The sequence below is a fragment of the Cohnella sp. genome, from assembly GCF_041641335.1.
GTDB lineage: Bacteria > Bacillota > Bacilli > Paenibacillales > Paenibacillaceae > Cohnella.
Genome location: NZ_JBEPYQ010000101.1, coordinates 1 through 25,802, shown reverse-complemented (window position 1 = coordinate 25,802; position 25,802 = coordinate 1). Strand labels below are relative to the sequence as shown.

Here is a 25,802-nt window from a genome sequence, read left to right as displayed (position 1 = left end):
CGCCAGATGTTCATGAGAAGCGGTTCGGCGGATTCGGGACTGAAGCTGACGGCGCCTGCGGCGATTACGATCTGGATCTGCGCGGCCGCGACGCTGGCGCTCGGATTCCTGCCGGTGCCGATTCTTGATTGGATCGATAGCTTGTTCTCCATAAGGCTGGATTTTCTGATCCAGTAATAAGGTTGTAGCCGGGTGTGAAGTCTTGGCGGAGGGGTTGTCTCGAAAGTCGTCACTGACTTGGGGACGGCCCCTGTTTTTTTCCTACGACTGACCTATTCACACACATGAGCACACACCGAAAGAATTAATTTAGACCCACTCGTATTGACCGCCGCTAACGGTCTGACAGACCGTTACGTGAGCGAAACCGAGCGGAAGACCGCCGCTAACGGTCTGGCAGACCGTTACGTGAGCGAAACCGAGTGGATGACTGCCTCTAACGGCCTGGTAGACCGTTACGTGAGCGAAACCGAGCGGATGACCGCCGCTAACGGTCTGGCAGACCGTTACGTGAGCGAAACCGAGTGGATGACTGCCTCTAGCGGTCTGGCAGACCGTTACGTGAGTTTCTTCGACCGAATTGGGTGTCAAACGGAGGAAATAACTGGAAAAGAATCGCGCATATCGACGCTAGGGCAAAGCCAGGATGGCAAAGATTAAACGATAATTCCGTAAAATCTTTACTCCGAGAGATCTAGCAAGCTATTTGTAGGTCAATTGGTCAGTCGTAGTTTTTTTGTTGGCAGTTCCGTTCGCGGAGCGACAAATTGCGACCTTAGTCCCTATTTTTCCGCAAGCGGCAGGGAATGCGCGGTTCGCAGGCGAAATTAGGTAATACAGAAGTTGAAAAAATTCTGAAAACCTAAGCTGCGCGAAGCCTATTCAGAAATTTGTCATGCGGCGCAGATACAATAGTCCGTAAGCGATGGGGAAGACGAAAGGCGGGGGATGCGAGATGGAGAGGACAGATGCGAAGATTGGCGCGACGAATAGCCGATACGGCGCGGACAGACGCGCCGCGATAGCGGCAGTGTCCGCCGTCTTGCTTGTCTCCGCCGTGCTCGCGTCTCCCCGGACGCAAGAGATCGAGAGCGCAAAATCGTGGACGAGCGTCCATACGCAAGCGATCGGAACGGACATGATCCGGAACGCGCCGGCGCTTATCCCGCCTCTGCCCGAATATATCGGGATGACCGGCATCGACGAAGCTTGGGCATGGCTGGACCGGGACGTGACGTCGACGATCGCGATTATCGATACGGGGATCGATTTTAATCACCCGGATCTAAAGTCCTACTTGCTGCCCGGCATTAATCTTGTCAACGGCCGAAAGTCCGCGCAGGACGACAACGGCCATGGGACGGCGGTCGCGGGCGTGATCGTATCCGCCGCCAAGGCCGGGGACTTGTCTCCGGCTGGGGGCAGATGGAAGGGCAAGCTCATGCCGATCAAGGCGCTCGACGAATTCGGTGCTGGCAATGAGGAGAAGCTGACGCAGGGCATTCGCTACGCGGTCAACCAAGGTGCCGACATCGTCGTGCTGTCCCTGGGCCTCAGGCGCGATGCGCAGAGCTTGCGCGAAGCGGTCGCTTACGCGGAAAGCCGCGGCGTGCTGCTCATTGCGGCAAGCGGCAACGATGCGGCGATCTTCGGCGATACGGCCGCCGTGCAGTATCCGGCAGCTTATCCGAGCGTCATTTCCGTTGCCGGCATCGAGGGAATGAGGAACGTCTCGTCTTCGACCTCCGGACCGGAAAACGACATCGGAGCCGTCTGGAGGGTGCAGACGATGGCGATCGGCGGCGGCGGGATCGAGATGGAAGGCACGTCGATGAGCGCGCCGCAAGTCGCGATGGCTGCCGCGATGCTTAAGGCCGTCTATCCGGAGTGGGAGCCGCTGCGCATCCGGGAGACGCTGCGAAGAACGGCCACTCCGCTGAACGTGCTCAAGCCTTGGACGCCGAACTCGGGCTACGGCCTGCTGTCCGCGGTGAACGCATTGCTGGCCGGCGACTCCGCCGATTGGCGGGAGCCGAACAATATGCGCTCTCAGGCAAGCGAGCTGCCGCTCGGCAAAGAGGTTGCAGGCAGATGGGACGGCAAATCGGATGCGGACTGGTTCGTCTTCGACGCGAAATACGACGGCTTGTTCAGCCTCTCCGGCGATCGGGGCAAGTTCTCGCTGTACGACGGCGACGGCAAGCTGGTCAGGCCGAAGCCGGCGGAAGCCGTGCCGGATGGCGTGCTGATGCAGTGGCCGGTGAAAAAAGGACGCAACTGGCTGCTGACGCAGCTGCCGGACAATTCGAAGGCGGAAGCCCAGGACTATCGTCTTGTATCCGGGTTCTCGATGAATCCCGACGCGAGCGAGCCGAACGATACGTCCTCATCGGCGGCCACGCTTCCCGCCCGCAGTCAGAAGTGGACGGGAACGTTCCACAAGCGTGGCGACGTCGATTGGTTCGCGGTGACGCTTCCCAAGCCCGGCAGCCTCAAGCTGACGGTGACGCCGGACACGACGCGAATCGATCCCGAGCTGCGGATCTATCCGGCCGGAGGCAAAATGGTTCTCGTCGACGAGCGAGGAGACGGAGGCATCGAGTACGGGGCGGTCGCGAATGCCAAGGCGGGCAAGTATTATTTCCGCATCTCCAACGCGGTATCGTCGAATCCGGAAGCGGTAATCGGGACATATACCGTGTCTCTGGAATACATTACCGAGAAGGAGGATTTATACGAGCCGAACGAAACCGCGCTTACGTCGACTCCGCTCGTGATCGGGAAGACCTACCAGGGTCTGATCCAGACGACCAAGGACGAGGATTGGTACCGATTCGCGCTGACGAAGAAGACGAAGGTGAAGCTCGGCGTCGCGAACATCCCATCCCCGATGGTCATGAACGTTGAATTGCGCGATAAAAAGCTGCAAACGCTAGAGCAATGGATCAACGGGAAGGAACAGAAAACGATAAGCGGAGAAATAATGCTGCCGCCCGGCACATATTATGTTCAGGTGACTGCGGACAGGTACAACCGCGGTCAGCATTACAGCCTTAAGCTGGAAACGGCGAACGAGTAGCAAGGGGAAGGCTCGAATCGGGGCGACGAAAGCTCCGCTGAGGGCGGAAGGAGTCGGAAATGGGGAATGAATCGGGTTTGTTCGAGCTGGCGGGATGGAACGGGCTGTTTTCGATCTTCGTAACGTTAGGTTGCGTCGTCATTGCCTGGATCGTCCTGCAGGAAGTCAGATGGGAAAAAATCGCTCGCGATCCGCGGGGCCCGAAGGTTCGGGTGCTGCAGCTGTTGGCGGCTATCGGGCTGGGCCATCTTGTCTCGAGGTTCGTGCTCGACTACTCGAGCTGGGTCGGCACCCTCAAGTGGCTGTTTGGCGGCGTTTAGCTGCTTTTCGCCCGATTTGTCGTGAAATTTCTCGATATTGGGCAATAATATACAAACCCAAGCATTCGTCCATCAGGGCTCGAACGAAGTCGAATGGCGGCTGATCGTCCCAAAAAATGCCGCTTGTGTCAATGTTGTGCGAAGTGGTATGATAAAATTTGGGTTTTTCGGAGTAGGGTACATTTGCCAGTGCTTCGGAATGAATCTATTACGCGCGGAGGGAAACCACCCATGAGCAAAATCATCGTCCGCGGCGGACGCACCCTATCGGGAACAGTCCGCGTGCACGGCGCTAAAAATTCCGTCCTTCCGATCCTGGCCGCATCTCTGCTTGCGGAGCAAGGATCAAGCGTCATTCATGACGTTCCCGCCCTGGACGATGTTAAGAATATCCTTCAAGTGCTCGCGGCTTTGGGGGTTTACGCGCAGCATCAAGACGATAGCGTACGACTGAACGCCGAGTCGCTGACCGCCTGGGAAGCGCCTTACGAGCTGGTCCGTAAAATGCGCGCTTCGTTCCTGGTCATGGGGCCGTTGCTGGCTCGCGTGGGTCAGGTGCGCATCTCGTTGCCCGGAGGCTGCGCCATCGGCACTCGTCCGATCGACCAGCATCTGAAGGGATTCGAGGCGATGGGAGCGGAGATCGGCTTCGGCCAAGGCTCCATCGAGGCGAAAGTGAACGGCAAATTGCGCGGAGCCAGAATTTATCTGGATATCGCGAGCGTCGGCGCCACGGAGAACATCATGATGGCGGCCACGACCGCGGTCGGAACGACCGTTATCGAGAATGCGGCCAAGGAGCCGGAGATCGTCGATCTGGCCAATTACCTGAACGCGATGGGAGCCAAAGTCCGCGGAGCGGGCACCGGCGTTATTCGCATCGAGGGCGTGGAGCGGCTTCATGCGGCCGAGCATCAGGTGATTCCCGATCGGGTCGAAGCCGGAACGTACATGATCGCCGCCGCGATTACGGGCGGAGACGTCTACGTCGAAGGCGCGATACGCGATCATCTCGGTCCGATCATCGCCAAGATGGAAGAGATGGGCGTACAAGTCGACTGCGACGAGAACGGCATCCGCGTATGCGCGGCGAAGCCGCTTCGCGCCGTGGATGTGAAAACATTGCCTTATCCGGGTTTCCCGACCGACATGCAAGCGCAGATGATGACGCTGCTGCTGGTCGCGGACGGAACGAGCATCGTGACGGAAACGGTATTCGAGAACCGGTTCATGCATGTCGACGAATTGATCAAGATGGGCGCCGAGATTAAAGTGGACGGACGCACCGCGATCGTTACGGGCGGCACGAAGCTCTCCGGAGCAAGCGTGTGCGCGACGGACCTGCGGGCCGGAGCCGCGCTGATCTGCGCCGCGTTGGCGGCCGACGGCAGCACGGAGGTCGGCGGCATCCACCATATCGAGCGGGGTTACGTGAATATCGTTAATAAGCTGGCGGATCTGGGAGCGGATGTCTATCGCGCGCCATCGCCGGAAGACGTCCTCGAGGAGTCGGAAAAGGCGGCTCTGCAGCCGGACAACTTGATGAAGCAGTTCGAACAGCGCGCTGCGGCGTCGGCGGAAGTCGTCATCCGCAACATACAACCGACGCTGGCCTAATCAGCCGCGTAACGGAAGCTTATGGATTAACGGATCTTATACTTAGCCGCTATCGAATGTACTGCCCCCGGGCCTTTGTGGTCCGGGGGTTTTTTGTAGTAGACATAGAGCGGGCTGGGATGTCCGAGCAACAAATCGAGAGTGCGCTGGCTAAAGCAGCGCATACATTGGAAACTTCCCGTAACTTGGGGGGGAGCGCCGAGGCGCTTTCTTTGCCTGAGCTCTGCTGCTTGGGTAGCGCGGAGGCACTTTTTTGGCCTTAGCCTCGCAGCTTGGGTAGCGCGGAGGCACTTTTTTGGCCTTAGCTCTGCCGCTTGGGTAGCGCGGAGGCACTTTTTTGGCCTTAGCCTCGCAGCTCGGGCAGCGCGGAGGCACTTTTTTGGCCTTAGTCTCGCAGCTCGGGCAGCGCGGAGGCACTTTTTTGGCCTTAGCCTCGCAGCTCGGGCAGCGCGGAGGCACTTTTTTGGCCTTAGTCTCGCAGCTCGGGCAGCGCGGAGGCACTTTTTTGGCCTTAGCCTCGCAGCTTGGGTAGCGCGGAGGCACTTTTTTGGCCTTAGTCGCGCGGCACGGGTAGCGCCGAGGCACTTTTTTGGCCTTAGCCTCGCAGCTCGGGCTGCGCGGAGGCACTTTTTTGGCCTTAGCTCTGCCGCTTGGGTAGCGCGGAGGCACTTTTTTGGCCTTAGTCTCGCAGCTTGGGAAGCGCCGAGGCACTTTCATGGCCTTAGCCAATCGAGCCCGGGTCGGTTGTTCTACCCTCTCGCACTCTCGCATATTTTGAAAGCATCGGTTGGTAGCGGCCGAGCCGGATCGCGGCGGACCGCTTGCCGAAATACGGCCGAGCGGGGTGGACGGGTGAGAAGGAAGGCATACGGCCGAAAAGGGTGGACGCGCGGGGGAAAGGTATCGTGGACGGTCATCGGGATGGCGTACGCCGCGGGCGCGATGATTGGGCTCTGCCTGTGGGTATCGCTTCATGGCGGAGCCGACGATGCGGCGGGACAGGCTCCTCCGGCAGAGGCGGGACAAGCTCCTGCGGCAGAGGCGGCAGTACGGGATGGGGGAATCGATGCGGTCGCGGGCTTATCTGGGCGTGCAGGCATTCGCGATACGGCCGGTGAAGCGGGAGAGCGGGCGAAGGCGGACGGAGAGAATAAAGGGCGGAGCGGCGCGGGCGAAGAGGCGTCCGAAGCGGGGGACGATGCGAAGAGCAAAGAGAGCTCCTCCTACGAGCAGCCTCGCATCTCCGTATATTTGTCGAAGACGGGGAAGGTAGAGACGGTGCCGCTGGAGACGTATGTTCAAGGCGTAGTGGCGGCGGAGATGCCGCTCGAGTTCCGTCCGGCGGCGCTGGAGGCGCAGGCGATCGCGGCCCGGACGTATGCGGCGCGCAGGCTGTGGCTGGGAGAGCGCGCGGGAGAGGCGGCGAACGGGGTCGACGTGACGGATACGCAGGAGCACCAAGTCTATCTGTCCGTCGCGGAGATGAAGCGGTTGAAGGCGGACGATAGAGCAGGTTGGGAGAAAGTCCGCTCCGCCGCCGAAGCTACGGAAGGCCGGATTCTCGTATACGGGAACGAGCCGATCGAGGCGCTGTTTTTCTCCACGAGCAACGGTTATACGGAAAATTCCGAGGAAGTGTTTGCGACCAAACGTCCGTATTTGCGTTCGGTAGAGAGTCCGTGGGATTCGAAGATCTCCGATAGAGCCAAGGAAACGGTAGAGATGGAGCTGACGGAGGTTTACGATCTATTGGGGGTAAAAACGGCGCCGGTCAGCCGCGGCGGCGCTTCGGGCGATCTCATCCGGGTGCTGGAGCGGACGGAGGGACGAAGGGTGAAGACGATGCTGGCGGGCGATCGACGTCTAGCCGGGACGGAGGTCAGGCGGCTGCTCGGGCTTCGCTCGGCTTCGTTCGATTGGAAGGCCGATCGCGGCAAGCTGAAGATAACCGTCTACGGGTACGGACACGGCGTGGGCATGAGCCAGTGGGGCGCGGAAGGAATGGCGAGAGAAGGGTATGACGCGCCGCGCATTCTGGCACACTATTATATGGGGGCGCGGTTGGAGCAAGTTTCTAAGCTTGCGATTCCGTCCAATAAACGACTATAGGCGAGGTAGAACTATAAAAATTGTAATCTTCCAGCGAATTCAGGTATAAAACCTCTTCACCTGGTAACAATGGCTTACTGAGGTGATGAAAACCATGAATGAAGGAAACAAAACGCCACGCAAAATCGAAGAATCCCACAAGTCGATTGCGGGCACGTCTCCCGCTGTTAGGCCTACCGGATGGAAGAAATTTCTCTCCAAGCGCTGGGTATTCCCTGCAGCGTACATGGCCGCGGCAGCAATTATCGTAACGATTCTCTGGCTGAACACGGGCAAGGATCCGCAAGATCCGGCAATCCCCGGTCAAGCAGGAGTCGAGAGCGAAGCCGCCTCGAGCGGACAGGAAAGTCCGGAAGCATCGGCCGTACTCGCGAACGGAGAAACGCTTCGCTGGCCGGTAGAGAAGATCGAAGACATGACGACGCTGATGCCTTTCTACGACGCTTCGGCATCCGTGGAAGAGCGCGCAGCCGCCACCGTCGAGTACCAGAACACGTTCACGCCGCATATGGCGACCGACTTGGCCCGCGAAGACGGACAGTCGTTCGAGGTTCTGGCGGCGCTGAGCGGAACCGTCAAAGTCGCCGCCCAATCGCCGACCAACGGCTATGAGGTGCAAATCGAGCACCCGAATGGTTTGGTGACCGTCTATCAAAGCCTTACGGATCTGAAAGTGAAAGCGGGAGACGAAGTAGAGCAAGGCGACGTAATCGCATCGGCAGGCCACAGCGAGCTTGAGCCGGGCGAAGGCGCCCACGTGCACTTCGAAGTTCGGGAGAACGGCGTATCGGTTAATCCGAACAAGCTGATCAAGTCGGAAGAGTAAGCAGCGCTGCGGAAGTGACCGATCAAGCACCAAAAGGAACAAAAAGTGGATCAAGAACGGCGTAAGCCGTCTTTGGTCCTCTTTTTGTTTTGCGGACGGCTCTCGACATGAAACGGGGGGATATGTCATAATTTTGCAATAACGATAGGCAGGAATTCGATCAGGCGAAGGGGCGTACGGGATGAGGATCGTGGGTACCGCGGAACTGAAGCCGGGGGACGTGCTGGAGAGAGCGGTGCTGAACCACAACGGTATGGTCATGCTGGAGGCCGGAACCGTTCTCACGGAGAACTATATTCAGAGATTAAAGACTCTTAGAATCAAGTACGTGCATCTGTCCAGCCGCCACGGCCAATCCGACGGAGGCTACGAGAAGAAGCGGGGCGGCAACGCGCTCGCTTGGGAGCGGCCCGACATCGCGGAGATGAAGAACGACGATAAGCCCCGCAAGGAAGCGGGGCGGATCATCGGCGAGTTCGTAAGCCGAGGAGCGATGATGGAGCAGATCGTGCTGCCGTTCCCGGAGGCCAACTTCCGCCAGGAGTTCCGCGAGATGGTGCTGGAGATCTCCCGCCAGCCGGCGCTCGCGGAGGAACTGGGCGTCATGCTGCAGACGGACCGGATGCTGTTCGAGCATGCTCTGAACGTTACGCTGTGCTCGAGCATCATGGCGGCCGCGCGGGGGTTGGACAAATCGCAGAAGTACGAGCTGGCGATGGGCGCGATGTTTTGCGACATCGGCATGACGAGATTGCCCGCGGATTTCACGAAAGTAAACCGGAGCTTGAACGAAGAAGAGCAGCAGATTTTGCGCCAGCATACGAGCGAAGGCTACCGGGTGCTCAAGGGGATGAAGGAGGTTCCGCTGCTGTCCGCGCAATGCGCCCTGCTCCACCATGAACGGTATCGCGGCTCCGGCTACCCTCTTGGCATGACGAACGATAAAATTCCGGAGTACGCGCAGATCGTCGCGATCGCGGACGTCTACAACGCGCTGGGCTCCCCTCGCCATCACCGGAACGCGTACGGGCCCGCGGAGGCGATCGAATATTTGTCGGCGTCGGGCAATTACGATTTCGATTGGGAACTGATCCGCTCGTTCCTGGGACACGTCATCATCTATCCGGTCTCGACCAAGGTGCAGCTGAGCAGCGGACAGCTGGCGACCGTTATGGAGACGGCAGGCCGTCCGATTCAACGACCGCTCGTCCAAGTGTACCGCGAGAGCGACGGAAGGGACGTCATTGTCCCGTATTCTTTGGAATTGCAATCGCATACGAACGTCGTCATCGTCAGCAAAGCCGACAAATAGCCGCCAAACCGCTCCGCAGACGGAAGGGAAAAGTCCCTTTCGTCTTTTTTTCTAGGGCTAAAGAAGTAGCTTTTCGGCCGTAGGACCTATGTTTTCCGTCAAAAAAGGGACTTTCCTAGCTTGTCAGGCTTGGCCATCTAGAATAAGTGACCGCGCCCCTCATATACTGTACCAATCTATTTCAGCAGGGAGGCGGGAGCGTGCACGATTATATCAAGGAACGCACGATCAAGATTGGCCGCTGCATCGTGGAGACGCGCAACACGGTTCGTACGATCGCCAAGGAGTTCGGCGTTTCCAAGAGCACGGTGCATAAAGACCTGACAGAACGGCTGCCGGAGATCAACCCGGATCTGGCGGACCAGGTCAAGCACATCCTTGAGTACCACAAGTCGATCCGGCACCTGAGAGGAGGAGAGGCGACGAAGATCAAGTACAAGAAGACGACCGTCAAAAAGCGGGAGGTCATGACCGCCGGCAAAGCGTAATTTGGCCGACGATGTCGAAAAAGCAAAGGCGTTATCGGCGTTCTGCGGGCGTTGAAGCGGCTTTCGGAGACGATTCGGAGAAGGATGTCGGATTTTATCCTTTCCGAATCGTTGAAAAGAAGGATTTGCCGTGCATGCATCGAATATTATACTATTACAATATTAGACACTCCATTTTGGCGAGGGATAAAAGACGCATGTTTAGCAAAGACATCGGCATCGATCTGGGTACGGCGAACGTATCCATTCATGTAAAAGGCAAGGGAGTCGTGCTCGACGAGCCTTCAGTGGTAGCCATTGAAAGCGATTCTCGCAAAGTGCTTGCGGTGGGTGAGGAAGCCCATCGGATGGTCGGACGTACTCCGGGCAATATTATCGCCATTCGTCCTCTTAAGGACGGTGTAATTGCCGACTTCGAAGTGACGGATATGATGCTGAAGGCTTTTATCCAGCGCGTCGGAGGCAAGAGTTGGTACAGCAGGCCGCGCATTCTGATCTGCGCCCCCACGAACATTACGTCGGTGGAGCAGAAGGCCATTCGGGAGGCAGCGGAGAGAAGCGGCGCCAAGGAAGTGTTCCTCGAAGAGGAAGCGAAAGCGGCCGCGATCGGAGCGGGGATGGACATTTTCCAGCCTAGCGGCAATATGGTGGTTGACATAGGCGGAGGTACGACGGATGTCGCCGTTCTATCCATGGGCGACGTCGTAACCGCCTCTTCTCTTAAAGTCGCGGGGGACAAGTTCGACGCCGCGATCATGAGATACATAAAGAACAAATATAAATTATTGATCGGCGAACGGACGAGCGAGGATATCAAGATCAAGATCGGCACCGTCTACATGGGCGGCCGCCGCGAAGAGATGGATATCCGGGGCCGGGACATGGTCAGCGGCCTGCCGCTCACGGTCACGATCCATTCGGACGAGGTGCGGGAAGCGCTGTGGGAGCCGATCATGTCGATCATCGCTTCCGCGAAGTCCGTGCTGGAGCGCACGCCGCCGGAGCTGTCCGCGGACATTATCGACCGCGGAGTCATTCTGACCGGGGGCGGCGCGCTGCTCGACGGACTGGACGCGCTGCTCGCGGACGAGATCAAGGTGCCGGTGCTCATCGCGGAAGACCCGATGCATTGCGTCGTTAAGGGAACCGGAATCATGCTCGATCATTTGGACAAGATGACCCGCAAGCTGGGGTAAGCGGAACGCTCCGCGAGCGGCCGGGGGACTTAAGCGGTTCCGGGCCGCGGCGTCCGCCGGCTCGGCGGGTCGGAAGCAACCGAGACCAAGCACACGCGAGGAGGACAGGCTTCATGTTAAGAGGGTTGTATACGGCCGCTTCGGGAATGATCGCCCAGCAGCGACGGCACGACGTGATCACGAACAATATCGCGAATATCAATACGGTCGGCTTCAAGGGCGGCAATGCGGTTAATCGCACGTTTCCGGAGATGCTCGTCTATGCCATGGGCGGACCGAATCCTTCGGACGGCAAGCTGGGCAAGCTCAGTACGGGCGTATTCGCGGAGGAGAACCTGCTGAGCATGGCGCAGGGCGATCTTAGGGAAACTTACCGCAACCAGGACTTGGCGCTCGTATCGGATATTTTCGTGGACGGAGTGAACTTCGACCCATCGGGCAAGTTCGTCGACGCGAACGGGCAGATTACGTATCAGCCCCAAGCCTTCTTCGCCGTGAACGTCGCGGGACAGGAACGTTATACGCGCGACGGCAGCTTCAAGACCGCGCAGGACGGCACGCTGGTGACGTCGGATGGCTATCCGGTGACAGGCGCGGACGGACAGCCGATCGTCGTCGATCGGCCGTGGGACGAGATTACCGTAACGGCGAACGGCCGGTTGATCAACGGCGAGACGAATGAGCCGCTGCCCGGCGCCCCTCAGCTTCGCATCATGCGAGTGGATAATCCGAACCTGCTCGTTCGAGAAGGAGACGGCCGCTTCCGCTACGCGGGAGAAGCGAACGGCCTCCGGCAGATCGAAGCGGAAGACCAGGTCGAGGTGCGGCAGGGCTTCCTGGAACGTTCCAACGTGGACATTACGCAGGCCTCGATCGATCTGATGGCCGCGTTCAGAGCATACGAAGCGAACCAGAAGGTCATTCAGGCGTACGATCGCAGCTTGGAGAAAGCCGTTAACGAGATTGGCAGAGTGTAGGAGGGGCATAGTAAATGAATAGTTCCATGATTACCGCATCCGTATCTATGGGCTCGCTGCAGCAGAAGCTGGATATGCTCGCCGACAACTTTGCCAACGCGAATACGGTAGGATATAAGCGCAAGACGGCCGTGTTCGAGGATATTTTGACGAGCGTTAACAAGCAGTTGACCGATTTCAATCAGCCGGGAAGAAAATCCCCGCTCGGTCTCGTCGAAGGCTGGGGGACGCGCCTGATGTCGATCCATACGGACATGACCCAAGGAGCCCTTCAGGAAACCGGCGTCATGACGGACGTCGCGATCGAGGGCAACGGACTGTTCGAAGTCCGCACGGTCGACGGAGCCCGGGCGTTCACGCGCCACGGCCCGTTCCAACTGCTTCCCGACGGCGAGAACGAGCGGGTTCTCGTTACGAATACCGGGCAGCGGGTGATCGGGGTCGGAGACGAGCCGGTTCGCGTACAGAACGGCTACGATCTGCGGATCGCGGAAGACGGCACGCTGACGGCGGTTGCCGCGGACGGTCTCGAGACCGTCGCGCTGGGTCGGCTTAAAGTGGTCGAACTGACCAACGCCGAGCTGCTGCAGACGCTGGCGGACAACCTGTACGGCATTCCGATCGGCGTGGATCCGAACAGCGCCGTTAGGGAACCGGCCGACGTGAATGCAGCCGGCATAGCGGTTCGTCAAGGCTTCGTGGAGCAATCCAACGTGAACATGGCGGACGAGATGAGCGATTTGATGATGGTGCAACGCGCATACCAATTGAGCGCCAGGGCGCTGTCCTCCAGCGAACAGATGATGGGGCTGGCGAACAACCTGCGCGCTTGATGCGAGAGGCGGGTCGGAATTAGGCCCAAGATCCGCGGCGTTGCTCGTCGAAGGAGACGAATTTTTCATGAAAGCACCTTCCCGTTCGAACGGCAAGAGCAAACCTTCCGCAGGCAAGGTCATCGCCCGAGTCGTTTGGATGAGCGTAAAGCTATTGATTATACCTGTTTTGTGCATTGCCGCACTTATCGTTGGACTCGCGATCGGATTTTCCGTCCTGGGGGACAAGCCCATGTCGGAAGTGTTCGATATGAAAACCTGGAAGCATATGTATGATCTCGTGTTCGCGGAGGGCGCTTAACGCAGGGTCTGCGCCTAGCAACCGGGACTGCGACTCCCCGGCTTCTGCTCGGGGAGTTTTCATTTATAGAGGTGAGCGTTATAATGGTGGGGAACTTGAGAGAAACGGGGGAGACGCGGGAATGAACGTGCCAAATCTGCTTACGATGTCCCGCTTCGTTTTAATTCCCGTGTTTTTGGTGCTGTATTTCGAAGGTTATGCGATCGCGGCGCTGCTCACGCTGCTGCTGGCGGGGTTTACCGACTTCCTCGACGGTTATATCGCCCGTCGCAACGGACAAGTTACCGTAACGGGCAGCATGCTGGACCCGCTTGCCGACAAGCTGATGATGCTCGCCGTCATTCTCGCCCTGCTAATCAAGAGCGTGCTTCCTCTCGCTGCCTTCATCGCAATGGCTTTCCGGGAAGTGGGGATGATCATCGGTTCGGCAATTTTTTATTTCCGCGGACTCAAGACGGTACCCGCCAACGGAGTGGGCAAAGCGACGACGATCATCTACTATTTGGCGATTACGCTGCTGCTCTTGGAACTGCCGGGAGGCGTTCCGGCGCTGTGGGGAGGAATCGTCCTGTCTTTCGTGGCGTCGTTCATTTATTTTATGAAATTCAAGAGAATAAACGGGGTATCCTGAGGAGCAAGCAACAACCCGCCGCCGGATTGGACGTGTTCAACCGGCGGCTGGCGGCTTATATCAACCCCGGCTGCTGCAGCTCGCCCGAGGGATGCCTGTATTATTCGCCGTGCAGGATGGGGTTATACGCGCGGAATCCGCATATCCAGGAGGAAAAACCATGCTCGATATCGTACAAATTCAAGAATTGATCCCGCACCGCCCGCCGTTTCTGCTCATCGACCGGATTTTGGAGCTTGAGCCGGGCAAGAGGGCGGTCGGACTTAAGAACGTCACGATGAACGAACCGCATTTTGTCGGGCATTTTCCGGAATATCCGGTCATGCCGGGCGTGCTGATCGTCGAAGCGCTGGCGCAGGTCGGCACGGTGGCCATGCTGGCTCTGGAAGAAAACCGGGGCAAACTCGGCTTCTTCGCCGGCATCGACGGCTTTCGCTTCCGCGACCAGGTCAAGCCGGGCGACACGCTCATCCTCGAGCTGGAAGTGACGCGGCTTAAAGGTCCGATCGGCAAAGGCCGCGGCGTCGCTCGCGTGGGCGACAAGGTCGTCGCCGAAGGCGAGCTGATGTTTGCTCTTTCGGATCCTTCTAAGGGTTGAGCTACCTATATAAGAGAGGATGGGGAATGATGTCTGCTGTAAATGACCTATACCAAGGATGGTTAAACGACGCCAATATAGATGAAGCGACGAAAGAGGAGCTTAGAGGAATCGCCGGACAAGCCGGGGAAATCGAGGATCGCTTCTATCGGGAGCTGGAGTTCGGCACAGGAGGCCTGCGCGGCGTCATGGGAGCCGGAACGAACCGGATGAACCGCTACGTGATCGGCAAAGCGACGCAAGGCTTTGCGAACTTTCTCCGCACCCAGTCCTCATCCCCTTCCGTGGTCATCGCGCACGACTCCCGCGGCAACTCCGACGTGTTCTCGCTGGAAGCGGCTTGCGTTTTGGCGGCTAACGGCATTCGTACTTATCTGTTCCCGTCGTTGAGACCGACTCCGCAGCTGTCGTTCGCGGTTCGGGATCTGGGAGCGACGGGCGGCGTAGTCGTAACGGCCAGCCATAACCCTCCGGAATATAACGGATACAAAGTATACGGCGAGGACGGAGGACAGCTCGTTCCCGATCAGGCGGAGCAGGTGATCTCGGAAATTCGCGCGATCTCTTCCTTCGATCAGGTAAAAAGGCTGACCCGCGAAGAAGCGGAGGATCAAGGTCTGATTGTCTGGCTGGGCGAAGAAGCCGATCAGCGTTTCGTCGACGCGGTGGCGGCGCAGGTCGTACAGCCGGAACTGATCCAAGGCGGAGCCGGAGCGGAGCTGGGCATCGTGTTCACGCCGCTGCACGGTGCGGGCAACGTGCCGATTCAACGCGTGCTGGCGCAAGCCGGGTTCACGAAGGTGAGCGTCGTGAGCGAGCAGGAGCAGCCGGACGGCATGTTCCCGACGGTCAAGTCTCCGAATCCGGAGGAGCAGGAAGCTTTTACGCTGGCGATTAAGCTCGCGGGCGAAGTCGGAGCAGACCTCATTATCGGCACGGACCCGGATTGCGACCGAATGGGCGCGGTCGTGAAGAACGACAAGGGCGAGTTCGTCGTGTTGACGGGCAATCAGTCCGGCGCGCTGATGGTTCATTATTTATTGTCCAATTTGAAGGCCAAGGGCAAGCTGCCGGAAAACGGGGCGGTCATCAAGACGATCGTAACGAGCCAGATGGGAGCGGACATCGCTGCCTCATACGGATGCAAGGTGTTCAGCACGCTGACGGGCTTCAAATATATCGGAGAGCTGATGACGCAGTTCGAGAAGGACGGTTCTCATGAGTTTCTTTTCGGCTACGAGGAAAGCTACGGATACTTGACGGGAACTTATGCGCGGGATAAGGATGCGGTAGTCGCTTCCTTGCTGATCAGCGAAGCGGCTGCGTATTACAAGTCCCAGGGCAAGACGCTGTACGACGTGCTGCTGGAGCTGTACGCGCAGTACGGCACGTACCTGGAGAAGCTCGAATCCCGGACGCTTAAGGGTAAGGACGGCGTAGCGAAGATCGGCGCGATCATGAACGATTGGCGCGAAGCTCCGCCGGAAGAGATCGCGGGCGTTCGCGTGTCGAAGGCGCTAGACTACTCACAGGGGCTGGACGGCTTGCCGGCCGAGAACGTGCTGAAGTTCCTGCTGGAAGACGATTCGTGGTTCTGCTTGCGTCCTTCGGGAACGGAACCGAAGATCAAGATTTATTTTGCGGTGCGCGGTCAAGGGCTGGACGAGGCTTCGGCTTCGCTGGAGAAGCTGACGGCGGCGGTAATGGCTCGCGTTGATTCTTTGGCTTAAGTTAGAAATGAAGGAGTGACTGTTGTGCCTCAGTGGCTGAATACATGGAACGCAAAAATGGCGAAATGGCTATGGTGGGTCGTGCTAGTTGGCGTCGTGGCGTCTTTACCGGTCGTCTACGCGAGGGAGCAGACGGAGACGTCGGCGGACCAAGTCGCGATCGTTATGGATTACCGGGATTTGCTGCAGGTGTCGAATTCGCAGGTCGACCCCCGGCGTTTCGTACAGGAGCAGATCGGGCTGCTGAAGGACGCCGGAGTCAACGGAATGGTCGTGTTCGAGAGCACGCTGGAGGAGCTGAGCTGGGCGGGCGAAGTGAACGTGTACAACGCCATGCAGGCCGCGCTTCTGGAAGACCGCGTCTCTCCTCCGGAGGACAACGGTACATACGTCGTGTTCAATCGTCCGGAAAACGAAGCGACGCTTCGCCCGATCATCGAATGGGCGTTCCGCCATCATGGCGCGGACGTGACGGATTGGTCGGTCAAGGGCCATACGGGTTTGCGTCTGAGCTTGGGCTACGACGACGCGCTGCTTCGTCCTATGCAGCCGAATCCGATTGCAATTAAGTCGCTTAGGGATGCCGGCTTCCTTGTCATCCCAAGGTTATCCGACCGGTTCGACCCGTTCGATCAGACGGAAGTGGCGAAATGGCTGGACTTCTATCAAAGTCTGGGAATCGACCGCGTCGTATTCGACGGCGAAGCGGTTACGGGCTTCGGGGACGACGATAAGGAGCACAAGGGCATTACGCGTTTTGCCGGGGAGCTGAAAGAGCACGGCATCGGCGTGGCGATCTTCGAAAATTTGCGCATTCCTCAGAAGGGCATGTCGAAGCTGGCTAATTTGCTGGGCTACGACGCAATCCGGGCGCACTCCGTCAGCGAGGCGGAGATGTCGGCCATCAAGAAGCCCGTGCTGGAGGACCGGCTCGTGCTGGCGGTGAAGGACCGCAATATCCGCATGCTGTACTTAAATGCGATTACGGTTCGCGATGCGACGAAAGGGCAAGTGACGCATCCGCTGCAAAATATCGTGGACGTGCTAAAGGGAGAGAAGGACGAGGACGGAAATACGGTCAGCGTCGGCGTCGTCAAGCAGCTGCGCGACTTCGGCTTCGAGATCGGGTCGCCGAAGGCGTTCCAGGTCGAGCATGCCCCGGCGGAGAAAGTTCTGCGGGGAATCGCGATGCTGGGCGCGATCGCGCTCGTGGCGCTGACGATCGGCTTGTTCCTGCCTTCGCTCACGCTGCCGGCATTGGCGGCTGGGGTAATCGGCGGAGCAGGGCTGTACGTATTAAGCTCTACGCTGATGGTACAGGCTCTGGCGCTGCTCGCGGCGATCGCCGCTCCGACGGCCGCCGTCGTGCTGCTCGTCAAGCGTATCCGCGTGCTGCGAGACGGCGCGGGAGATCAATCGATGTCGCCGCTTCACAGGTTAGGCGGAGCGCTGCTGCTGTTCGTGCGGACGACGATACTGTCGCTGGCTGCGGTGCCGCTCGTCGTGGCGCTGCTTAATCACGTTTCTTACAGCCTGGTGCTGCAGCAGTTCCGGGGAGTCAGCATCCTGCATTTGCTGCCGATCGGCCTGGTGGCGCTGTACGTGTTCCTCTACGGCTCGGGCAATACGGTTGTCGGCAACGCGAAGAAAATACTGGCTATGCCTCTGACGGTGCTCTGGATGGCAGGGATCGGCGTGCTGGCCGCGGTCGGCTTCTATTACTTGTCCAGAACGGGCAATAGCGGACAGGTGACGGGCATCGAGCTGCAATTCCGCTCGTTAATGGAAAATACGTTCGGCGTACGTCCGCGGACGAAGGAGTTTATGCTCGGGCACCCGCTATTCATCGCGGGCATTTTCCTGGCGCTGCGCTACCGTTGGGCGACTGTGCTGCTGGTGGCCGGCACCATCGCACAGCTGTCGATGGTCGATACGTTTGCGCACATCCACACGCCGCTGCTGTTGTCGCTGATCCGCGTTCTGCTGGGACTGGGGCTGGGTCTGCTGATCGGCCTGGTCGCCATCGGCGCATGGCAATTGCTGGAGCGCTTGTGGAAGCGCTGGGGCAAGCGGTTTTTGGAGGATGGGGGGTAAGTCTTAGTTTATTGAGGCAGTCGCTTGAGGAAGAAGACGCAAGAGCAATCGATCAAATGCAAGAGGAGTCCGAGTCATATCGGGCTCCTCTTGTTATGAGCGTGAGGAAAATGAAAATATTTTTATGGAAATGGGCAGCCGGTATGGTGTAACGTTACTAGTAGCTGCAGGGAAAGTTTGGGCAGCTGCGAACGCCGGACAAATCGGAACGACTTGATGTAGGACTTGGCGAATTGGAGCATCCTACAGGTATATAGAGATAAGGAAACGACGGGGGCGGAGGACAATCGGACAGCGGGAAGAAAAAGGGCAAGCGGGTGCCGAAACGCGTGCAGCTCAGAGCGAGAAAGGACGGGAAACCGGAGCGGGCGCCGGGAAACGGACTTATCGTCTCGTGCTGTCGGGGTACTACGGGTTCAAGAACAGCGGGGACGAGGCGGTGCTGAAAAGCATGCTGACCGCGCTGGAGGAAGCGGCAGACGCGGTTGGCGCGAAGGTGGAGCCGGTCGTGCTGTCGGGAGACCCGGAGTGGACGACCCGGCAGTATGGGGTCGAGTCGGTGCCGCGCATGAAGCTGGCGGAGGTCCGGAAGGCGCTGAAGGCGAGCGACGGGCTGATCAGCGGCGGCGGGAGTTTGCTGCAGGATGCAACGGGCTTGGGCTCCATTCCGTATTATTTAGGGATTATGGAGCTGGCTCGCTGGTGCGGGAAGCCGACTTTTGTGTATGCGCAGGGCATCGGGCCCGTGAATCGGGCGATGTTCAAGCCGATGATTGCGCGAGCGTTCAAGCGCGCGCGATACGTGTCGGTGCGGGACGAGGAGTCGGCGGAGCTGCTGCGCGGCTACGGCGTTCCCGCGTCCCGCGTGGAGGTGGTGCCCGATCCGGTGATGGGTTTGCCGCCGGGAGGGAATGGCGCCGACGGGATTGGCGGCGCCGGTGGGGAGGACACGCTGCCCGTGGTGGGCGTGTCCGTCAGGTTTTGGCGCAGCGACCGCGCGGACCTGGACCGCGCGGCTGCGGCGCTTGAAGCGTTGGCCGCGCGGGGCGTGCGGGCGCGGCTGCGCTTCCTGCCGTTCCATCGCGGCGCGGACGAGGATGCGTCCCGCTACGTGATGGAACGGCTGGCGCGCGCGGGGGCATACTCCGAGCGGGAGCTCGAGTTGGCCCCGGCGCACGATGACCCGCAGCTGATGCTGCGGGAGGTGGGCCGATGCGCGCTGCTCATCGGGATGCGGCTGCATTCGCTGATCTACGCGGCGAATCGGGAGGCGCCGCTGCTCGGCATCTCTTACGATCCGAAGATCGACCAGTTCTTGCAGCGTCTTGGGGAGCGGGCGATCGGATCGACCGAGGCGCTCGATCCCGACGCTGCAGCGGAGAGAGCGGCGGGGCTGCTGAGCGATCCCGGGCTGTGGAGGAGCGAAAAGCAGGTCGTAATCCAGAAACTTAAGGAAGAAGCTGCCAAACCCGCGCAACAAATTATCGCTTTCATTCGTAAATAATATGTAGGCTAACGTCGATTCAGGGGAATCCCGGTAGATGAGACGAAATGTCCGATAAGTTGGAGTTGACCTTTAGTGGATGCGAATACGAAGCCGTTTCCTACGGTTTCTTTGTATGGCGTGCCGTTTTCGAAAATGGATATGCAGGAAACGGTCGATTATTTGACGAAGGCGATCGAGACGAGAACGCCGCACCGGGTCATTACCGGCAATCCGATCATGCTGATGGTCGGGCTGGAGAATCCGTCCTTCCATCATACGCTCGCTACGGCGGATCTCGTCGTACCCGACGGCTCGGGCGTCGTCTGGGCGGCCCGCAGGCTCAACCAGCCGGTCAAGGAGCGGGTGCCGGGCTTCGATCTGATGCACGAGCTGCTGAAGGAAGGGGATATCCGGGGCTGGAGCGCGTATCTGCTCGGCACGACTTCGGAAATCATCGAAGCGGCCAGGGAGAAGCTTAGCAAGCAGTTTCCGGGTGTGCGTTTCGTGGGCTGCAGGAACGGTTTCTTCAAGGACAGCGAGGATGAAGAGGTCGTGGCCGCGATTCGCGAGGCGAATCCGGACATGCTGTTCGTCGCCCGGGCCACGATGAATCAGGAACCGTGGATCGAGAAGCACCAGGCTCAGCTCGGAGTACCTGTGGTGATGGGCGTCGGGGGCAGCTTCGACGTGGTGTCGGGCAAGCTCAAGCGGGCGCCGGCCCTTTTCCGCAAGGCGGGGATGGAGTGGTTGTATCGCTTGCTTCAGGAGCCATCGCGGTTCAGGAGGATGCTGGTATTGCCCCGTTTCGCGCTTAAAGTGATTAAAGACGGAGATAAAGTCCTGAAAGCGGGCAATCCGTCATGAAAGAGCTCGTGAAAATCGCATAATTCATGAAAAACGGCTGAAAACGACGATTTGACCACCTTGTTGAATTTCTTGTGGCGGGAGTATAATTCATTCCGGTACAGAAAAAAGGGGAGTTGTGAATGTTGTCCGGTTGGATGCTAGGAATCGCACTTATTTCATTCATTGCGGCAATGGCTTTGGCGCTCGTGTTGACGCCGCTGGTCAAGAAGCTCGCTTACCGCGTCGGCGCGATCGACGTGCCGAATCATCGCAAGGTTCATACCAGGATGATGCCTCGCCTGGGGGGAGTAGGGATTTATGCGGCGTTCACCATCGGTTTGCTCTGCATGATGCCTTTCGTTCCGGAGGGCTATCTGAGCGCTTACGACCGCAATCTCATTAGCGCGCTGCTGGTGGGCGGCACTCTGATCGTGCTGCTGGGCGCGTTTGACGATAAATACGACTTGAACGCCAAGCTGAAGCTGCTCGTGCAGATCGGCGCGGCTTGCATCGTTGTCTTCGGTTTCGGAGTCAAGATCGACTTGCTGAACATTCCGTTCGGCTCTGCGATGCAGCCACTGGGAGAATGGGTCAGCGTCGCGGTCACCATCGTGTGGATCGTCGGCGTGACGAACGCGATCAACCTGATCGACGGTCTGGACGGCCTGGCCGCAGGCGTGTCGGGGATCGCTATCGCCACCATTCTCGTGATGGGCATTATCATGAGCAACGAGGCGGTTATTCTGCTGGCAGCTTTGCTGCTCGGCAGCATTGGGGGATTCCTGTTCTTCAACTTCCACCCGGCGAAAATTTTCATGGGCGACTCCGGGGCGCTGTTCCTCGGCTTCGCGCTGGCGACGCTGTCGATGCTTGGGTTTAAGCAGATTACGGTCGTGTCGTTCGTAACGCCGCTGCTGATTATCGGCGTACCGTTGTCCGATACGTTCTTCGCCATCGTCCGCCGTTGGAAGAAGGGCAAGCCGATCTTCGAAGCGGATAAAGGCCATCTGCATCACTGTCTGCAGCAGCTCGGCTTCAGCCACCGCAAGACGGTGCTCATCATCTACGCGATCGCGGCATTCTTTGGTACATGCGCGGTCATTCAGTCGGCTGTCACGAACACCGGACTTGGCAACTGGATCACGTTCATCGTCATCTGCGCGCTTGTGTTCCTGCTCCAGATCGGCGCCGAGCTCATCGGCATCGTCGACAAGACTCGCCGTCCGGTGCTGGACTTCCTGGCCCGGCTTCGGATGAAGCCTCAGACTCATTCTCGGAAATAATAAAGGCCAATAGGCAACCCCGAAATGCGCTAAAGCATTTCGGGGTTTTACTATGTCTTGAGGCTTAATTTAGGAGAAAAAGGTGGAAGATGGCTAAACTTTCATAGTTTCAAGACCGATAACAGGATTACGGAATGTCTAAATTAACTGGCAGATGCAAGAAGACGGGCGGTGAATCGGTAACGGCAAGCTAATACGGAAGCCAGTGACGGGATCCAATGCATAACAAGGAGGAGTAATGAAAGTGAAACCGACGATTAATCGCATCATGCAGTGGCTGCTCATTGCGGCGCTGGTCGTATCGATGCTGCCGATAGCTCCTTCGAAATCGGAGGCGGCCGATCCGATTTACATTCAGTTCAGGGATTTCAGCACTTCACCCACTTCCCCGACGGAAGTCAATTCCAAACAAATCGAGATCGCCGGTACGTTTAACTCGGTGACTAATTTGTCTTATCGTATCGAGAAGATTGTTAACGGACAAGCGGTCGAGGCTTCGAACAGTTCAACGCAACCGATTATTACCGGAGGCAACTCCTTTCGCTTTGCCGCAGTCACGATTTATGAAGGTCTGAACCGGATTACGGTACTCGGCGTCAACCAGGTTGGAAACGCCGTATCGGGAGAAGCCTACGTCAATTTCTCCAACGTTCCGGTCATCACCGAAGTCAAGCTTACCGACGGCAGACCGCTGTCCTCTTCGGCGCCCGTCGTTACCGCCAGGGCAAACGAAGCCATTTCCGTCAATGCGCCTAATGCCACCAACGTAACGATCAACGGCGTGGAGATGTTCGGCGGTTCCGGCAGCACTTTTCTGCTGAATAATCTTGGTTTGAAGCGCGGCTACAACAAGCTGGTCATTCTTGCGCGCAACGGAACCAAAACCTATGAGCTTACTCGTTATCTGGTTTATTTCAATGGATCTTTGACAGCCTACAACGTGAATTGGGCCGGTACTGCTCTGGACGGGGATCCGGTATTCAGCACAGAGCTTGACGGTTCCGTTACTTCGAAGGTTATCTTAAAGACGAACCCCTCATCATCGGTACCGCCTGCGTTCAGAGTAGAACTCGTGGACGCTTCAGGCGCATCTTTAGGCACTCCGGTCGCAAGCGATGCCAGCTTCGTTCCTGCGGCAGTTGTTGTGGAAGGCGATTTGACGACCTACTCGATTACTACCAATAGCAACCTAAGCCTTGCAGGACAGCCGAACGGCAAGTATAATCTCAAGATTAGCGATACAAGCGTAAGCGGTACGCCGTTTATCCTGATTCCGTTTACTTATCGGAATGCGAACTCGCCCTACATTACCGATATCAAGCAAGCCTATGACGTAACGGATCCAGGCGGGACAGGCTCAGAAATCCAATACGCGTCGTCTGCTTCTTTCCCGAATAACTCGGCGGTGAGCATTGTTCCATTGTGGCTTTTGCTTGATGTCACCAACCCTGGAGGGGGCACCATCTCGACAACCGTGACCGCGAAGCAAAATGGAGTTGCCGTTACGGGAACCAATTTTGTTCATGACACAAGGGTGACGAGCACCGGACAACCAGCGATTATTATCAGCAAAATGCCGACGGGAACGGTCGAGCTTACCTTCACCGTGACGAAGGGTTCCTACACGGATAGCATGACTCGTACGATTGTGTTTGTTCCTGCGCCTTCGATTCAACTGTCCAACGTATATAATGGCCAAATTTTCGAGTCGAATGCGTTACCTGTGATTGAAGGTAAGGTGATCAACTTCAACCTACTGGATTCCGCGGAGTTGGACACCGTGTATATGAAGTTGAATGGCCAGAGATACCGTATTAACACTAGCGGCGTCGGTCAGATTTATACGCCGACGACAGCCACGACCACGTATAAACCCGGCGATTTTACGTTCAACTCGGCCATAGCCGGACCGGGCAGTCCAGCCACTCCGCTACAACTACTGCCGGGCGCCAACGAGCTGATCTTCGAAGGGATCGCTAACGGTGTGCCCGTGTCGACGAGTTTCACGGTGTATTTCTTCTCCAAAGATAATCCGGCGATCAAAAATATTCGCCCGGTTCCGTTCGTCATCGATCCTGCCCAGGATACGAACGTATTGGATATCAAACGCAAGTTCAACGATGTCGATGTCAAGTTTGCGCCAACGGGAGACAAACAATTCTCTACGACCGAGAGAGATATGGATTTGCTATTTGACGTAGAGGCGCTTACTAGCCTGGAGCTTCAAATCGATGGCAAGAAAGTCGTTACCGCGAAGGTAACGGACACCGGCAACGATTCCGGATTGATGGAGACCGCGGACTCCGTGCTTGATGACACGATCAAGCTGTACATTGAGCCACCTAACTCGAGTCTGGCCGCCACGAGCCATACCGATCCCGAATACAAGTATCGGCTCCGTCTGTCCGGGGTCAAGCTCCCGCAATCGGGCAAGACGAATATAACCATTATTGTACGCAAAGGCACGGTGTCGGTATCCGAGACTTACACGATTATTCGCGATTTGTCTCCGTTCCAGATCTTGTCGCCGCAGCTGCCGAACGAGAGTGTCATTAACTCCAATTTCCTGAAGGTCAGCATCAAGGCCGAAGGAGCGGATTCGGTAACGATCGGCAAGGAGAAGATGGTAAAAGGCACCGGAGATATTTTCAGACATGAACTGAAGAACTTGAAGGTCGGCAAGAATACGATCAAGTTTACCGTTCAGCAGGGAACGCAGAAGATCAACGGATCGTTCGTCGTGAACTACGCGGGCGACAGCTCCGTTACCGCCCAGTACAAGACCAAGCTTCCGACTACGGGCAAGATCTCTCTGTTCAAAGGAGAACTGGGGCTCACCTTCCCTAAGAATACGTTCTTAAGGCAGGCGAACCGGAATCCGGGACAGGACGTCAAAACGATCAACCTGTTCGATGCGCAGGAGCTCTATTTCGGAATCGGGGACCGCGAAGACGGCCGTACGGTCAAACGTTACAATGCGGTTGGCGAAGAGGATCTGGACGGGAATCCGATGGACGGAATCCTCGTGGACGTCCCGGTCAGAGCGGAAGCGACGGATCGACTGATTCCGAAAAACAACTTTACGTTTGCCTCAAATCTGTTCTGGGTGGACTCGGGTTACTTCAAGGGAACGGGCTTGGTCAACGATTATCAACTGATCGACGCCATGCACCCTTATGCCACGACGGATAACGGGGACGACATTTTTTACATCCGTTCCTTCTATCCGGACAAATGGTTAGAACCGTCTCAGCGCGGAACGATTACGATCAAGTACGATTCGAATATCGTGGACGCGATCGCGCGCAACCTCAGCGTTTGGCGGTATACGTCTCAAGGATGGGTTAACGTAGGGGGCACTGTAGACACGAAGAAGAAAACCGTTACGGGCTCTTTTGACGGGTTCGGCTACTATGCGGTTATGTCCTTGCGCTACAGCTTTAGCGATATCGTTGGCCACGGCTATGCTCGTCTGGCGCTGGAAACGATGTTCTCCCGCGGCATCATGCTCAATAAAGACAATAACTCGTTCGGAGTGTACGACAACATCACGCGCGGCGAGTTCGCTCAAGTGCTGGTGAAGATGCTGGACATTCCGCTTGAGTACGATCCGAACAATATGACGTTCGACGATGTCATTCCGATCGACTTCCCGGATGCGTTGTGGAACTATCGGTACATCGAAACCGCAGTTAAAAAGGGATATATTCGTGGAAGATCTCCGCGCTTGTTCTGGCCTAACGATACGCTGTCGCGCGAAGACGCGTCCGTCATGATCGCGAGAGCGCTGAACCTGGTGAAGAGCAAAGCCGACATGGAGAAGGACAAGGAAGCTCTGCAGAAACTGTTTACCGATGCGAATACGATCAGCGTCTATTCGGCAAGCTCGGTATTGGCTATGCAGAAGGCCGGCTATATCACTGGCATTCCTAACAATATTCCCGGCGGTAAAGCGTCGTTCCGTTTCGAACCGAATTCCAACCTGACTCGCGCAGATGCGGCAGTCATCGTGGAGCGGATCATGAAGAAGCTTAAGAAACTGTAAACGGAATCGGGGGGGGGGGGGGGGGGGTCGC

At 57.7% G+C, this 25,802-nt stretch carries 19 protein-coding genes; all 19 read left to right on the top strand.

What is annotated here, in order from left to right; genetic code table 11:
• The first annotated feature begins 955 nt into the window (after positions 1 to 955).
• Complete coding sequence (locus ACESLM_RS25475) at positions 956 to 3,079, top strand: S8 family serine peptidase (protein WP_372636065.1); 2,124 nt, start codon at positions 956 to 958, stop codon at positions 3,077 to 3,079.
• A 59-nt stretch (positions 3,080 to 3,138) separates the two neighbouring features.
• The gene (locus ACESLM_RS25470) at positions 3,139 to 3,399 is read left to right on the top strand and encodes a DUF1146 domain-containing protein (RefSeq protein WP_372636062.1); all 261 of its coding nucleotides are present in this window, start codon (positions 3,139 to 3,141) and stop codon (positions 3,397 to 3,399) included.
• Positions 3,400 to 3,630: 231 nt separating this feature from the next.
• Positions 3,631 to 5,016: a UDP-N-acetylglucosamine 1-carboxyvinyltransferase gene (murA, locus tag ACESLM_RS25465; RefSeq protein WP_372636059.1), complete on the top strand. Its 1,386-nt coding sequence runs from the start codon at positions 3,631 to 3,633 to the stop codon at positions 5,014 to 5,016.
• Between the two features lie 852 nt (positions 5,017 to 5,868).
• A complete protein-coding gene (gene spoIID, locus ACESLM_RS25460; RefSeq protein ID WP_372636056.1) occupies positions 5,869 to 7,125 on the top strand; it encodes a stage II sporulation protein D in 1,257 nt (418 codons plus the stop codon).
• Positions 7,126 to 7,219: 94 nt separating this feature from the next.
• On the top strand, positions 7,220 to 7,951 hold the full coding sequence (locus ACESLM_RS25455) for a peptidoglycan DD-metalloendopeptidase family protein (RefSeq protein WP_372636053.1): 732 nt from the start codon (positions 7,220 to 7,222) through the stop codon (positions 7,949 to 7,951).
• A gap of 181 nt (positions 7,952 to 8,132) precedes the next feature.
• A complete protein-coding gene (locus ACESLM_RS25450) occupies positions 8,133 to 9,263 on the top strand; it encodes an HD-GYP domain-containing protein (RefSeq protein WP_372636050.1) in 1,131 nt (376 codons plus the stop codon).
• A 200-nt stretch (positions 9,264 to 9,463) separates the two neighbouring features.
• Positions 9,464 to 9,751, top strand: coding sequence for a sporulation transcriptional regulator SpoIIID (gene spoIIID, locus ACESLM_RS25445; RefSeq protein WP_094047597.1), 288 nt, complete (start codon positions 9,464 to 9,466; stop codon positions 9,749 to 9,751).
• Positions 9,752 to 9,948: 197 nt separating this feature from the next.
• Positions 9,949 to 10,947, top strand: a complete 999-nt coding sequence (gene mreB, locus ACESLM_RS25440) for a rod shape-determining protein MreB (protein ID WP_372636048.1) — start codon at positions 9,949 to 9,951, stop codon at positions 10,945 to 10,947.
• A gap of 113 nt (positions 10,948 to 11,060) precedes the next feature.
• The gene (locus ACESLM_RS25435; RefSeq protein ID WP_372636045.1) at positions 11,061 to 11,924 is read left to right on the top strand and encodes a flagellar hook-basal body protein; all 864 of its coding nucleotides are present in this window, start codon (positions 11,061 to 11,063) and stop codon (positions 11,922 to 11,924) included.
• A gap of 14 nt (positions 11,925 to 11,938) precedes the next feature.
• Positions 11,939 to 12,757 carry a flagellar hook-basal body protein gene (locus ACESLM_RS25430; RefSeq protein ID WP_372636042.1) on the top strand — a complete coding sequence of 273 codons (819 nt, stop codon included), beginning with the start codon at positions 11,939 to 11,941 and terminating at the stop codon, positions 12,755 to 12,757.
• A gap of 67 nt (positions 12,758 to 12,824) precedes the next feature.
• The gene (locus ACESLM_RS25425; RefSeq protein ID WP_372636039.1) at positions 12,825 to 13,058 is read left to right on the top strand and encodes a DNA-directed RNA polymerase subunit beta; all 234 of its coding nucleotides are present in this window, start codon (positions 12,825 to 12,827) and stop codon (positions 13,056 to 13,058) included.
• Between the two features lie 121 nt (positions 13,059 to 13,179).
• A complete protein-coding gene (locus ACESLM_RS25420) occupies positions 13,180 to 13,689 on the top strand; it encodes a CDP-alcohol phosphatidyltransferase family protein (protein WP_372636036.1) in 510 nt (169 codons plus the stop codon).
• Positions 13,690 to 13,849: 160 nt separating this feature from the next.
• On the top strand, positions 13,850 to 14,287 hold the full coding sequence (gene fabZ / locus ACESLM_RS25415) for a 3-hydroxyacyl-ACP dehydratase FabZ (RefSeq protein ID WP_372636033.1): 438 nt from the start codon (positions 13,850 to 13,852) through the stop codon (positions 14,285 to 14,287).
• Between the two features lie 26 nt (positions 14,288 to 14,313).
• Entirely contained in the window at positions 14,314 to 16,017 is a 1,704-nt protein-coding gene (locus ACESLM_RS25410; protein ID WP_372636030.1) for a phospho-sugar mutase, read from the top strand.
• Positions 16,018 to 16,041: 24 nt separating this feature from the next.
• Complete coding sequence (locus ACESLM_RS25405) at positions 16,042 to 18,111, top strand: DUF5693 family protein (RefSeq protein ID WP_372636028.1); 2,070 nt, start codon at positions 16,042 to 16,044, stop codon at positions 18,109 to 18,111.
• Between the two features lie 394 nt (positions 18,112 to 18,505).
• Positions 18,506 to 19,615 (top strand): polysaccharide pyruvyl transferase CsaB, encoded by a 1,110-nt coding sequence (gene csaB / locus ACESLM_RS25400; RefSeq protein WP_372636025.1) that lies wholly within the window; start codon positions 18,506 to 18,508, stop codon positions 19,613 to 19,615.
• 135 nt (positions 19,616 to 19,750) lie between these two features.
• A complete protein-coding gene (locus ACESLM_RS25395) occupies positions 19,751 to 20,461 on the top strand; it encodes a WecB/TagA/CpsF family glycosyltransferase (RefSeq protein ID WP_372636070.1) in 711 nt (236 codons plus the stop codon).
• Positions 20,462 to 20,598: 137 nt separating this feature from the next.
• On the top strand, positions 20,599 to 21,726 hold the full coding sequence (locus ACESLM_RS25390) for a glycosyltransferase family 4 protein (protein WP_372636067.1): 1,128 nt from the start codon (positions 20,599 to 20,601) through the stop codon (positions 21,724 to 21,726).
• A gap of 238 nt (positions 21,727 to 21,964) precedes the next feature.
• Positions 21,965 to 25,771, top strand: coding sequence for an S-layer homology domain-containing protein (locus ACESLM_RS25385; protein ID WP_372636022.1), 3,807 nt, complete (start codon positions 21,965 to 21,967; stop codon positions 25,769 to 25,771).
• Positions 25,772 to 25,802 lie beyond the last annotated feature (31 nt).